General features: G+C 56.7%; 14 protein-coding genes. 6 read left to right on the top strand and 8 right to left on the bottom strand.

Annotated elements, in window-relative coordinates; all coding sequences use genetic code 11:
* Window positions 1-46: 46 nt before the first annotated feature.
* The 3 genes from ppk2 to V5S80_RS00515 all read right to left on the bottom strand — a co-directional run bounded on the left by ppk2 (window position 47) and on the right by V5S80_RS00515 (window position 3,257).
* A complete protein-coding gene (gene ppk2 / locus V5S80_RS00525; RefSeq protein ID WP_395168817.1) occupies window positions 47-1,006 on the bottom strand; it encodes a polyphosphate kinase 2 in 960 nt (319 codons plus the stop codon).
* A 327-nt stretch (window positions 1,007-1,333) separates the two neighbouring features.
* On the bottom strand, window positions 1,334-2,977 hold the full coding sequence (gene groL, locus V5S80_RS00520) for a chaperonin GroEL (protein ID WP_395169389.1): 1,644 nt from the start codon (window positions 2,975-2,977) through the stop codon (window positions 1,334-1,336).
* Window positions 2,978-3,116: 139 nt separating this feature from the next.
* Window positions 3,117-3,257 (bottom strand): hypothetical protein, encoded by a 141-nt coding sequence (locus V5S80_RS00515; protein ID WP_395168816.1) that lies wholly within the window; start codon window positions 3,255-3,257, stop codon window positions 3,117-3,119.
* On the opposite strand from V5S80_RS00515, the gene V5S80_RS00510 reads away from it, so the two are divergent.
* From V5S80_RS00510 to V5S80_RS00500, 3 genes are all read left to right on the top strand, one after another.
* A complete protein-coding gene (locus V5S80_RS00510) occupies window positions 3,256-4,695 on the top strand; it encodes a dipeptidase (protein WP_395168815.1) in 1,440 nt (479 codons plus the stop codon). The genes V5S80_RS00515 and V5S80_RS00510 overlap by 2 nt on opposite strands.
* Before the next feature lie 215 nt (window positions 4,696-4,910).
* On the top strand, window positions 4,911-5,057 hold the full coding sequence (locus V5S80_RS00505) for a hypothetical protein (protein ID WP_395168814.1): 147 nt from the start codon (window positions 4,911-4,913) through the stop codon (window positions 5,055-5,057).
* Window positions 5,058-5,354: 297 nt separating this feature from the next.
* The gene (locus tag V5S80_RS00500) at window positions 5,355-5,978 is read left to right on the top strand and encodes an acetyl-CoA acetyltransferase (protein ID WP_395168813.1); all 624 of its coding nucleotides are present in this window, start codon (window positions 5,355-5,357) and stop codon (window positions 5,976-5,978) included.
* Here V5S80_RS00500 and V5S80_RS00495 read toward each other — a convergent pair.
* The 3 genes from V5S80_RS00495 to V5S80_RS00485 all read right to left on the bottom strand — a co-directional run bounded on the left by V5S80_RS00495 (window position 5,941) and on the right by V5S80_RS00485 (window position 8,592).
* A complete protein-coding gene (locus tag V5S80_RS00495; protein WP_395168812.1) occupies window positions 5,941-7,158 on the bottom strand; it encodes a glutamate--cysteine ligase in 1,218 nt (405 codons plus the stop codon). The genes V5S80_RS00500 and V5S80_RS00495 overlap by 38 nt on opposite strands.
* Window positions 7,159-7,273: 115 nt before the next feature.
* A complete protein-coding gene (locus tag V5S80_RS00490) occupies window positions 7,274-8,263 on the bottom strand; it encodes a LytR C-terminal domain-containing protein (RefSeq protein WP_395168811.1) in 990 nt (329 codons plus the stop codon).
* A gap of 56 nt (window positions 8,264-8,319) precedes the next feature.
* The gene (locus tag V5S80_RS00485; protein WP_395168810.1) at window positions 8,320-8,592 is read right to left on the bottom strand and encodes a DUF3263 domain-containing protein; all 273 of its coding nucleotides are present in this window, start codon (window positions 8,590-8,592) and stop codon (window positions 8,320-8,322) included.
* A 79-nt stretch (window positions 8,593-8,671) separates the two neighbouring features.
* Between V5S80_RS00485 and V5S80_RS00480 the strand changes: the two genes are divergently transcribed.
* The 3 genes from V5S80_RS00480 to V5S80_RS00470 all read left to right on the top strand — a co-directional run bounded on the left by V5S80_RS00480 (window position 8,672) and on the right by V5S80_RS00470 (window position 11,430).
* Window positions 8,672-9,307: a peptide deformylase gene (locus tag V5S80_RS00480; RefSeq protein WP_395168809.1), complete on the top strand. Its 636-nt coding sequence runs from the start codon at window positions 8,672-8,674 to the stop codon at window positions 9,305-9,307.
* Between the two features lie 117 nt (window positions 9,308-9,424).
* A complete protein-coding gene (locus tag V5S80_RS00475) occupies window positions 9,425-10,555 on the top strand; it encodes a GNAT family N-acetyltransferase (RefSeq protein WP_395168808.1) in 1,131 nt (376 codons plus the stop codon).
* Window positions 10,556-10,644: 89 nt separating this feature from the next.
* On the top strand, window positions 10,645-11,430 hold the full coding sequence (locus V5S80_RS00470) for an exodeoxyribonuclease III (RefSeq protein WP_395168807.1): 786 nt from the start codon (window positions 10,645-10,647) through the stop codon (window positions 11,428-11,430).
* A gap of 94 nt (window positions 11,431-11,524) precedes the next feature.
* Here V5S80_RS00470 and V5S80_RS00465 read toward each other — a convergent pair whose 3' ends face one another.
* Entirely contained in the window at window positions 11,525-12,310 is a 786-nt protein-coding gene (locus tag V5S80_RS00465) for an ABC transporter permease subunit (protein ID WP_395168806.1), read from the bottom strand.
* Window positions 12,310-13,245, bottom strand: a complete 936-nt coding sequence (locus V5S80_RS00460; RefSeq protein WP_395168805.1) for an ABC transporter ATP-binding protein — start codon at window positions 13,243-13,245, stop codon at window positions 12,310-12,312. The genes V5S80_RS00465 and V5S80_RS00460 overlap by 1 nt, the downstream gene beginning before the upstream one ends.
* Window positions 13,246-13,326: the final 81 nt, after the last annotated feature.

Raw genomic sequence — 13,326 nt, 5'->3', positions numbered from 1 at the left:
ACCGACAGGCGCGTGATGAGGGGACCATTACCCAACCTCTGGCGTGCTAGTCACCGATCTGGTCACGTCCCCGCTTGACAATCTTTGGGTCAGGCTGACCAACAATGTCATAATCCTTGTCCGTGTACTCAAACTTCGAGAGCACATAGCGCATCGCATTAATACGGGCTCGCTTCTTATCGTTAGATTTAATCGTTATCCACGGGGACTCATTCGTGTCCGTATACCGGAACTGCTCTTCTTTCGCCCTCGTGTAATCCTCCCACTTATCCAGCGACGCTAAATCCATTGGCGAAAGTTTCCATTGTCGCACCGGGTCAACCTGGCGGATAGCGAACCGAGTTCGTTGCTCTTTTCGCGTCACCGAAAACCATAACTTGGTCAAGCTAATCCCTGATCCCATAATCATGTTCTCCAGCATGGGGACTTCACGAAGGAACTCCGCATGCTGCGACTCTGTACAGAACCCCATGACACGCTCGACGCCCGAACGGTTGTACCACGAACGATCAAAGAATACGATCTCCCCGGCTGCTGGAAAATGCTCAATGTAGCGCTGGAAATACCATGATGTTGATTCACGCGGTGACGGTTTCTCCAGCGCAACAGTCCGGGCCCCACGAGGATTTAAGTGCTCATTAAAGCGTTTAATGGTGCCGCCTTTACCCGCAGCGTCCCGCCCTTCAAAGAGAATAATGTGTTTTTGACCAGTTTCTTTGGTCCAGTTTTGCCACTTCAACAACTCAATCTGCAACGCGCGCTTAATGTGTTCGTACTCTTTGCGAGTCATCCGTTGGTCATATGGGTAATTTTCACGCCACGTATCGACTCGCCGACCATCAGGAGTAATGAGTACTGGATCGTCTTCATCAGAGTCATCAACGAGATAGCCCTCAGTGTCGGCAAGGTCAACAACATGAAAATCCTCTCGCAACGAGGCCTTTTCTGCTGTGGCACCAGCACCAGCGCCAATAGTGTCCTTGTTCCGATCATCGGTATGAGCCATATCTAGAGTCTAGGACGAACGGGCATCCATCCGCGCATCACCGAGACGTCTCGGGGTCAACTGAGAAGAGTTTCCCCACGCTCGACCGGGCCCGTCGGGACAATAAGGGCGTCTCGAATACCGATCTGTGGCATATCAGGAGCCAACCGACAACGTCACGTACACAGCCGCTTACTATGTGACATATAAAAACAGACCGCTCCACAGTGGGAGCGGTCTACTCACAATAATGGTCGTCGCCACCGGACATGGCTAGGGTGGCCCCTGCTCATGCCGCGGCGGAACACCAGCTATGTGCCGGCTAGCTAACCATCATTAAGGTTCTCACTAGAACCCACCCATGCCAGCCATCTCATCGGCACCAGGTGCAGCCGGAGCGGCAGGCTCAGGCTTGTCAGCAACAACGGCCTCCGTGGTGAGGAACAGAGACGCGATGGACGATGCGTTCTGCAGTGCGGAACGGGTCACCTTCACCGGATCATTGATGCCGGCTTCCATCAGGTTAACGTATTCGCCGGTCGCCGCATTCAAGCCGAAGCCCTCGTCGAGGTGGGCAACCTTGTCGGCAACAACACCCGGCTCCAGGCCAGCGTTGAGAGCGATCTGCTTCAACGGAGCCTCAAGGGCCGCACGCAAGATACGAACGCCGATAGCTTCGTCACCGGTCAATCCCAGATCGCCATCCAGGACAGAGGAAGCCTGTAGAAGTGCAGAGCCGCCACCAGCAACGATGCCTTCTTCAGCAGCCGCCTTAGCGTTACGGACAGCGTCCTCGATGCGGTGCTTACGCTCCTTGAGTTCAACCTCAGTCGCAGCACCCACCTTCAAAACAGCGACGCCACCAGCCAGCTTGGCCAAGCGCTCCTGCAACTTCTCGCGGTCGTAGTCGGAGTCAGAGTTGTCAATCTCCGTACGGATCTGCTTAACGCGACCCTCAATCTGCTCCGAGGAACCAGCACCCTCCACGATGGTGGTCTCATCCTTGGTGACAACAACCTTACGAGCGCGACCCAGCAGCGGAAGATCAGCGTTCTCCAGGGTCAAGCCAACCTCTTCAGAGATAACCTGTCCACCGGTCAGGATAGCGATATCCTGCAGCTGAGCCTTGCGGCGGTCACCAAAGCCCGGAGCCTTCACAGCAACAGACTTGAAGGTGCCACGAATCTTGTTGACAACCAGGGTAGACAGAGCTTCACCCTCGACGTCTTCAGCAATGATCAGCAATGGCTTGCCCGACTGCATGACCTTCTCCAACAACGGGAGAAGATCTTTCACGTTGCCAATCTTGGAGGAGGCAAGAAGGATGTACGGATCCTCGAGAATAGCTTCCTGGCGCTCCATGTCGGTGGCGAAGTAGCCAGAGATGTAGCCCTTATCGAAGCGCATACCTTCGGTTACTTCAAGATCAACACCGAAGGTGTTGGACTCCTCGACAGTGATGACACCATCTTTGTTCAGTTTACCGTCGCCAACCTTGTACATAGCCTTGGCAATAAGCTCACCAATGGTCTGGTCGGCAGCAGAAATACCAGCGGTTGCGGCGATTTCTTCTTCGGTTTCAATATCCTTGGCGGAATCCAGCAGCTGTGTGGTCACAGCCTTGGTAGCAGCCTGAATACCACGCTTGATGCCCATCGGGTTGGAGCCAGCAGCAACATTGCGCAAGCCCTCGTGAACCAGTGACTGGGCGAGAACGGTTGCCGTTGTGGTTCCGTCACCGGCGACGTCATCCGTCTTCTTTGCAACCTCTTTGACGAGTTCCGCACCGATCTTCTCGTACGGATCCTCAAGTTCGATTTCGCGGGCGATAGTCACACCATCATTGGTGATCGTAGGAGCGCCCCATTTCTTCTCCAGGACGACGTTGCGACCCTTGGGCCCCAACGTCACCTTGACTGCATCAGCAAGGGAGTTGAGTCCCTTTTCCAATCCGCGGCGAGCTTCCTCGTCGAAAGCAATGATCTTGGCCATGAGGCTGTCCGATCCTCCGTTGTTGTTGACGACACACGATCCGGCGATGGCGCCCGCGACGGCACGAGAAACACGTGTCTTCTTATTTCTCTCACCATAACCGGTAAACACTTGTTGTAAGTCTTTGGCACTCTCAATACTAGAGTGCTAACTCTTGTTTAGCAGTCTCATGCCCAGAGTGCAAGGTTGTCACGAAAGATTCCACAAAAATCATGATGCGAACCCTCACCGCCACCGCCCCGACAGAGACTCGCGACAGTGACGCTACGCTATGAACCATGACACACAATGACACCACGAACAGTGCCGAAACAACTCGCAGTTCTGCCCCCTATTCACCCAGCGACGCCGCCCGATATATTTCCTCCCGCATGGATGATGTCCGCGCATGGTTGACCGAACTGGTGAGCTATGCCTCCGTTCACGACTTCGCCGGGCTTGAGGAGGACAATGCTAAGGCCGCTAATTGGGTGGCCGATGCCTTTACAGCCGCTGGTATACCCGTTGACAAGCATGTCACCACAGATGGCTCCACCGCCATTATTGGCCTGAGGCAAGCCACCGACGGCATGCCCACCGTTTTGCTGTACTCCCACTTTGACGTTCAACCCGCAACAGACACCGACGCATGGGACTCCGACCCGTGGACACTCACCGAGCGCAATGGCCGTTGGTACGGGCGGGGCGCCGCAGACTGCAAGGGTAACCTCGTCATGCACCTCGCCGCACTCCACGGCCTCAAAGAATGGGAAGAACGCCACCCTGACGAGCCCAAAATCGGCATTCGCATCGTTGTCGAAGGTTCCGAGGAACGCGGTGGCGCCGGACTCGACTCTCTTCTTGACGACCACCCCGAACTGTTCGCAGCTGACGACATTCTCATCGCAGACTCCGGTTCCGACCGTGTTGGTGAACCCGCCTTATGCACGTCACTACGCGGAAGTGCGGGAGTGACAGTCGCATTGGACACACTGGAAGGCCCCGTCCACTCCGGCCAATTTGGCGGAGCTGCCCCCGATGCTCTGCTCGCGATGATTCAGCTCCTCGGTACGTTGCACGACGAGAACGGCTTACTCACCGTTGATGGGCTCGACACCTCAGGACAGTGGAACGGAAATCACACCGACCCCGAAACCTTCCGGAAGGACGCGTCTGTCCTAGACGGTGTGGAACTCTATGGCGCTGCCGGTACCACCAGTGGTGAGGGGCCCAGCGTCACTGACCTCACCGTTGCGCAGCCAGCAATCACGGTGACAGCGCTCGACGCAGTGCCGACGAAGGAAGCTATCAACGCAGTGCCAGCACACAGCGCGGCTGTCCTTAATCTGCGGGTCCCCTCGACAATGAATCCCATCGAGGCGCAAGACGCACTCGTCGCGCACTTGGAGAACCATGTACCGTGGGGCGCGCACATCACCATCGAACGCGAATCTATCGGCGAACCATTCAGTGCCGATACGTCCGGCCCGCTCCATGCCGCGTTGCGTGATGCTCTCACCGATGCCTTCGATAATGACGTCGTTTTCAACGCGTCAGGTGGGTCCATTCCTCTGTGTGCCGGGTTACTCACGGCGAATCCCAACGCGGAGTTGGCGCTCTTCGGTGTCGAAGAGCCCGAATGTCGGATCCACAGCGCCAATGAGTCTGTTGATCCCTCTGAGATCAAGCATTTCGCCATCGCGGAGCTGTTGTTCCTCACGCGGTTCGGCCGGACCTAGTGTCGATCCGCAGGGGTGTATCCTGCGCAGCACCACCCCAATCCCACCCCCTTGGCGAAAAATCTCACATCGTGAGAATGTGCACGTTGAGGGGGATTTCTTATGTCATTACACGACTTTTTCCCAGTGGCACATGTCTCAATTTCACCCCCGACCCCCACCATCACATCACAATTCTATTGCAGAGCTAACATCACATCATTACGGTAGACACCATGCTTACGGCGAACCCCACGGGACTTCGCAACCTCAAGCACTCGGCACCAACCTCCCCGGCCCCCATCGACGCGCCCCTCGGGCTAAGCCCCATTGCGGCCGCCGCGCTACGAGTACTTAAGGCTAGCGACCTCGGCAGTGAGTAAGGACTGACCTCACCCGCCCAGGATTGAGCCCAGCACCCCAGGCCCTGTCAGTCCAACCGACCATGATGGCCACCGCGCTATCACCCGGCTACACCTGACGCAGGCCCACCCCGCCACGCGACCCCACGGACCACACCCGGTCCCCACACGGAGCAGGCGCACACCCGTCCCCTCCACCGCCAACAACCAGCAGGCACCAACACCGTCAACGAGCGATCACCCACCACAGTAACGCATCGTCAGAGACAAGCACCCCGTAGCCCGGGTGAAGCGTCCACACACCAAGGATCTCGCCCCGTGTTTATCTATACCCCCAGCCGCCGCCACACCACCTCCTTCACTCGCGACACCACCCGAGCCTTCACCACACTCAACCACGGCACCGACTTCGCCACACAACCCACACGCCGCACCTTCGCCGACGATCCTTTCCGCGCACGCTTCGGCCACCGACTCCCCCGCGGACTACGCGAACAAGCTCGCGGCATGGATTGGCGCACCTTCACAGAAACATTCTGCACCCCCGCTGGCCCCCTCAACCTGCACTCCATCACCCACCAGCAGCATCGCGCCGGCCAACGCCACTACAGCCTCACCCTAACCGACCGGACACAACCACAACACCACCGAAACAGTACACACCACATCACATCAATGGGCGCCGTCAGCGCAACAACACACATCCTCGCCAACAACGGCCGACGCATCGAAATCCTCGAATTCCACCAATTCGCTATCTACGAAGCCACCGCCACCATGATCTACGCCACCCACGAGCGTCGACAAGCCTGGACAATCGGATTCGGGCCTAATCCAGACATATCCTCCGCCAACGCACTCATCAACGCAGCTAACCGCCTGTACCCCAGCATCACCGACCCTGTCAGCACCCCGGATCATTCCGCTTCAGCTCATCGATAACCACACGGACAGCTTCCTTCCACGCCTCCGGCGTCGCAAACCCATCACGAACGCCGGGATCCCCCACCAGTCGGACACCCGGCTCACAGACAGCACCAGCAGCACGCGCAACCTCCCGCTGCCGCTCATAAGCCGCCCCCTCATTAACAATGGTGAGAATCATGTCCAACTCGCGACGGCATGAAAGATCGTCAGCGATCGGCCGAAGCCGATCAACCCACTGGCGAATATCATCACGCACACCCTTCTCATTCGTGTCGCGATCCACAATAACCAGCGCATCCAACCCATACCGAGCAGCACGCCACTTATTCTCCACCACATGCCACTGCTGCAAACGAGGCAACACCTCGCCACGCTCATAGGCACGATCAAAATACACCACAGCACAGTGTACAAACGCGACAATCGCACTCAGATCACGTAGGTTCGTCGTCGCATCAGCACAACGCACCTCAATAGTCCCCCACTTCCCCGCTGGACGAATATCCAAATGCATCGCGTCAGGCTTATCAATTACCCCGCTCCGCAACTGATCTCGCGTGAATGCCTCCCACTCCTCCCACGACTCAAATGGGTAGGGCAAACCCGCGGTCGGTAGCTGCTGATACACAAGCGTCCGATTACTGGCGTAGCCGGTATCCACCCCCTCCCACGCAGGCGACGATGCCGACAACGCCAATATATGCGGATACAACGTCGCCATCGCATTAATAATGGGCCACACCCGGTCCTTCGAACTTATCCCGACATGAACATGAATGCCCCATATCAACATCTGCCGCCCCCACCACTGCGTGCGCTCGATGATCTGCTGATAATTAGACTGATCCGACAACTTCTGGTCACCCCAGTGAGCGAAAGGGTGAGTGCCCGCGGAAAACAACTCCACCCCAATTTCCTCCGCCGCACGCAAAGCAAGCCCCAACGACTCCCGCACATCGTCGACAGCCTCAGGAACAGAACTGCACACCTTAGTGACCAGTTCAACAGTGTTAGCCAAGAACTCACCAACAACCCGATGATGCGGATCACGCCTCGACATCACATCCAACAGTTCTTCTGCTCGAGGTACCAGGTCCATCGTCACAGGATCAACGACGGCAAGTTCCCACTCCACACCCAACGTCGAATCAGGGGACGCATTAAATGAAAGAAACGGAGGTTGTTCCGATGCCACGCTGGTCTACCTTCCGGGCTTACGACAACGACGCCGGGCTTCCACAAAGCTCAGCGTCGCACTGTTGTCTATGTCTTCGATGTCACGCGCGGTAGAACCACAAGGGGTCAGGCCGCTACGGGTTCATATCAGCCGTTGTCACAACGATGACAGAACCCGGATGTTGACCTGACAGCATCTTTGCATTGGTCAACTGCTGATTTGTCTGATCGGTCTTAGGCTGAGCCTTGAGACCAAGTGTGGTCGCCACCTCAGTAGCGGCAGCTTTGCTCTCTACATTGTCGTCATACAACACCACAGAATCAGGAAACGCAGCACCACCGTCCCCCGGTAGATTACCGAAAGACGTGTTGCTCCAGTGGTCAGCAGACAGATGCTTAGTTACTTTCTCTGCCAACCCTTGGATTCGCGAGTTATTCAAAACAGTGACCTGAATTTTACTCTTATCCACGCTTCCCTCAGCACCATTGCCGTGACTTCCCGATGATCCAGGGGCACCCGGCGCAGCAGGCGCACCATGATGGCCAGCGCCGCCGGATTCCGCGGGACCGGTAGCAGTCGACGGCTGAGCCCCATCAGCACCGTGAGGATGGTGGGGATTAGTACTCGGTTGGTGCGCGCCCGAACCAGTCTCAGAACCTGGATGGTCAGAATGAACGGAGGCTGACGGTATAGCGGAATGATCCGACGATTGCCCGTCATCCTTGTCATCGCTCACCATGTGAAAAATGCCAAACGCAATGAGCAGGGCGGCAACGATCAACAAAATAATACCAATCGCGCGCAAAGGAACCTTCGACTTGGGCGCATCCTCAGGCTCATCATCAAAGGTCGCAGTCTCAGAGGATTCCACCGGCTGAGAGGCTACAGCCGATGCCGGAGCGCCCTTGTCACGATGGGGGTGCTCCTCGTAGGAGCCATACCCTGCGAATCCGGTGTAACCACCCTGACTATCACTATTACGACCAGGAGTATCACCCGTATCCCCATCGTTGCCGACATCATCATATGCGTGATCCTCGAAGAGATCATCACTATCACGACGATCATGGGCCCGGCCACGGTTGGTGTGCTGAGGGTGTTCAGGTTCATTATCGAAATTCACAACACAATAATAACTTATTTCTCTTTAGTCACAATTGTTTCACACGCTGGTATTGCTCACATTCCATCACGATCTACAATGCGCAACAGCCGTGACACGGTCGTCGGAAATTCCTCCACGGCATCCCGACGCTGAATCAGACAATAAAGACGCTGATAATACCGAATCGGACTCAGCTGAAACCGACGACGAATCATCTCATCCTTCGCCGAATCACGCCGCCACACACGCTGCTCAAACTCCAACATGCGACGCTCCTCATCACTGAGCCCACGCGAAGAATTATCATCACCACCACGCTCCACCCTGCCGATCACCCCAATCCTCACTACTACCACTAAACACAATAAATACGACGTGAACACTCCCTATAGGACCGCACAAGAAACGGCCACTATTCTATACCTCATGACTGTGCGCCCAATTGTTATCGCCGGTGACCCCGTCCTCCACAACCCGACCCAACCAGTCACCGAGTCGCCCGAAGACATCGCCGAGCTCGTCTCCGATATGTACGAAACACTCGAACTCTCCCGCGGCGTTGGCCTCGCCGCCAACCAAATTGGAGTCGCCAAGCGACTCTTCGTCTATGACTGCCCCGACATCGAAGGCCCCGACGGCCGCGCAAAAACAGAAGACGAACTCAAAGCCCAAGGAGGGCCACGCCGCAAAGGATGCGTCGTTAACCCCATCCTGGAAACCTCTGACATCCCCGAAACAATGCCCGCCACCGACGGCTCCGATGCAGAAGGGTGCCTCTCGGTCCCCGGCCTCGACTTCCCCACCGGCCGCGCCAACTGGGCACGCGTCACAGGAACCGACGAACATGGTAAACCAGTGAGCATCGAAGGCTACGGATTCTTCGCGCGTTGTCTCCAACACGAAGTCGGACACCTCGATGGTTACCTCTACACAGACACACTCATCGGCCGCTGGGCCCGCATAGCAAAGAAAAAAATCAAACGCAACGGATGGACCGTACCGGGAAACACCTGGACACCCGGCATCGACCGTGACCCCTTCGGGGCCGACAACGACGACTAATCCCTCGCATCCGGTGGGCAGACCACACGCGCCACGTGTCCCCACGCCACGGCTATTCACCACACCCCGGATACCCTATCCAGGACACCCCACTCCGAAAAGCGGTGACCACCACCCATGGCTAACACCACACCACCATCACTCCCCATCTCCCGCTGGTCCGACCCCGCCTCACTTGTCATCGGAGCCCGCGTCGTCGTCCGACGTCGACTCACCGCCACCGGCCCCGACGGCACCCATCTCACCGACGTCATCGGCACGGTCCTCTCACTCGAACCACTCATTATCCGCCGCCACACCGCGGGAACACCCGACGATGACATCACCATCGACCCGGACCTTGTCACTGTCATCAAGCCCCTGCCCGCACACCCCGTCCGCAATAGCGATATTCGCGCCATCGAACACGCCTACGCCCTCGCATTCCCCGGAGTCGTGCACCATGAATGGGTCGATGGTTGGCTTGTTCGCGTTGGTGATGGCATCACAGAACGCTCTAACAGCGCCATCCCTCTCGAACCCCATACAGCGTTCTCCGCAGTCCCCATCGACGCTATCCGCGACATCTACCGGCAGCACGGTCTCCCCACCCTCATTGCTGCACCCGACCGCATCGCACGTCCCGCCTTTCGGATGCCAGGCGAGTGGACCCGCGGACCCGACATCATCACCATGACCAAGGAACTACACACCACCACAGCCACCGGGGACACTACCGAGGACAGCACCAATCCCCACACTGGTCGCCAGGTACACACGAACCCCACAGCTGATCCATCAATAGAGATCACATGGGACATCACCGACCATCCCACCGACGACTGGTTATCCCTGTACCATTTCCGTGGCCGCCCACTCCCCGCCTCCGCACTCCAGCACCTCTCGCACTCTATCGACGGACTCGTGGGATTCGGCCACCTCCGTGTCAATGGAACCACCGTCGCCATCACACGAGGCACCATCACACGCTCCCCTGACGGACGAACCTGGTTAGGCTACTCCGCCGTCAACGTTGCACAATCCTACCGTCGACAGGGACTAGCCACCCGGCTTGGCACCATCATGATGAACTGGGGAGCGCACCATGGCGCAGATAACGCCTACCTTCACGTCATCGAATCCAACGTTCCCGGGCGCGCTCTCTATCACAGCCTGGGATTCGGCGACCATCACCGCCACCGCTACCTCACCGACACTTCTCCGCTACGCATGACACTATCCCACCACCAAGGATCACCAAGCGCCTAGCGACGGTGCCGTCATATCAACAGCAGAACCCAGCCATGAGAAGAAACCAGCTGTCACCAACGAATGCCACACGAAGTAGGCTCGCATGTATGCGATTGGCCACCTGGAACGTCAACTCTGTCCGTACCCGCATCCCACGGATCATCGACACACTCGACCGTCACAGTATCGATGTCCTCGCCATGCAAGAAACCAAATGCACCGACGACCAATTTCCCCGCGACGTTTTCGCCGATGCCGGCTACGACGTTGCTGTCTGTGGAACTAACCATTGGAATGGAGTGGCCATCGCCTCCCGCGTGGGGCTCACCTCCATCCACACTCTTCCCCACCAGCCAGGGTTCAACAAAGATCTCACCGCAGAACACACCATCGAACCACGATCCATCGCCGCAACCTGCGGAGGTATCACCATCATGAGCCTCTACGTCCCCAACGGACGCGCCATCAGTGACATCCATTTCACCTACAAACTTCGCTTTCTCGACGCCGTCCGCACCTACGCCTCACACGCTATCGACAACGATCCTGAACTCCTCCTCGCACTCGTCGGAGATTGGAACATCGCGCCCCACGACAGCGACGTCTGGGACCCCACCCATTTCATCGGACGCACCCACGTCACCCCCCGCGAACGCAACGCACTCACTGCCCTCGAAGACGAAGGATTCACTGACGTCACCCACTCCTCGGGATACACCTACTGGGACTACACCCAAGGACGCTTCGGACGAAACCACGGTATGCGCATCGACATGCAATGGGCATCACCCGCCCTCACCGAGACTGCCGGCGCCGTCACTGTCGATAAAGATGAGCGTGCACACAAAGGCAGCAGCGACCACGCACCCCTCATCGTCGACTACGATATCTAAGAGGCAACGCGACCACTGCTGCCACGCATGCCATCGGCATGCATATCAGGTCGAAAACTACGCGCGACAGGCGCAGACACTGTCCACGAATGGTCTACGCATCACGCTTCGTGAACACCACAATGCCAGCCACAAAGAGAACCAGTGCCCATGCAGCGAAATAGAGCAGACTGCCTGTCTCATCCCACGGAGCACCTGAAGCACGGGTATCACGCACCCAGGCGTCGAGGTTAGCGAACGGGAGATAACCCTTAACACGCGTACCCACCTTCGGAATAACCATCAACAGACCTTCTATAACCGTAGTCCACAGCAACATGATGGCAATAGCCCCAGCGGTCTGACGCACGAGGAACGCCACACCAATAGCAAAAATAACAACCAATAGTGTTTGCACAATCGCTGCCATGTGCGTCCGGTTCGCCTCATGCGAGAACACGGCTACTTCCTTGCCGTGCTCCCCAGCGAATGCTTTAAAGCTGACAACACACCCCACACTCGTGATGAACGCCAACACCGCTGCAACCACGCCATACACCACGGCCTTTGAGACCACGATAATTGGACGCTTCGGTGTCACCATGATGGACGCATTCATCGTCTTAAAACGATATTCCGTCGTCACAAACAGCGTCGCCATGATGATGATCACCATGGTGCCAAATCCGCTAAAACCTTGAACAGCAGTCACAGGACTAAACAACAAAGCACCACCATCCTGCAGGTCTTCTGGCTTCGACGACTCCATAGCGGATTTCATCGCGAGACCCATGATGATGGAGAAACCACAACTCAAGACAACGATCAACGCCGACGTCCAGTAAAACGACTTCGTCGAGGTGAGCTTTGTCCACTCAGCGCGAATCGAATTAATCAACATTAGTTCTTTCCTCCCTGAGAAGCCCCACCCTGATATTCAACAACATCACCGGTGATCTGCAAGAACGCATCCTCCAATGACGCACGGCACTCTTCCAACTGAAGGACCGGAATACCGTAGGAATACGCCACCTTGCCGAGATCATCCGTCGACGAATCCGTCACAACAAAGACATCACGTCCATCATCATCACGATCAATGGTGAACTCGATGTTTTCCTTCTTCAACGCTTCCACCATGTGGTCATGGTCACCCACACGAAGCCGTGTCGATCCACCACCACGTGACGATGTGAACTCGTGAACCGTCGTATCAGCAACCAGCTTGCCACGACCGATGACAACCAAATTTTCAGCAGTCAACGCCATCTCGGACAACATATGCGAACTGACGAACACCGTACGGCCCTCAGCAGCCAAATTCTTCAAAAACGTACGAACCCAACGGATACCCTCCGGGTCCAAACCGTTGACTGGCTCATCCAAAATCAACGTCTCCGGATCACCCAGCAAAGCGCCAGCAAGACCCAAACGCTGACTCATACCGAGCGAAAAGCCACCTGCCTTTTTCGAGGCAACATCCGTCAACCCAACGAGCTCGAGAACTTCATCAACACGCTTGTTCGAAATACCACTAGCTTGAGCCAACCACTTCAAATGAGTCCGCGCGGTCCGATTCGGATGCACCCATTTAGCCTCCAGCAGTGACCCAATTTCCTGCGCAGGCGCTGGCAACGACTGATATTTTTTCCCGTTCACCGTTGCCGAACCCTGGGTCGGGCTATCCAACCCTGTAATCATCCGCATCGTGGTCGATTTACCTGCCCCGTTCGGGCCAAGAAAACCAGTCACGACTCCTGGCTTCACTGTGAAGTCGAGCGAATCGACCGCTACCTTGTCCCCATACCTCTTTGTGAGGCCGCGTATTTCGATCATGTAGAGCAGTGTGCCATATTTTTACACTAGAAGACAGACATCGATCCTCTCGTCGTGCACGTAACACCTAGACTGGAGAGA

The sequence above is a fragment of the Corynebacterium sp. PCR 32 genome, from assembly GCF_037464985.1.
Taxonomy (GTDB): domain Bacteria; phylum Actinomycetota; class Actinomycetes; order Mycobacteriales; family Mycobacteriaceae; genus Corynebacterium; species Corynebacterium kroppenstedtii_D.
The sequence above is the reverse complement of the archived record's forward strand: the minus strand, read 5'-3'. Positions and strand labels throughout refer to the sequence as shown.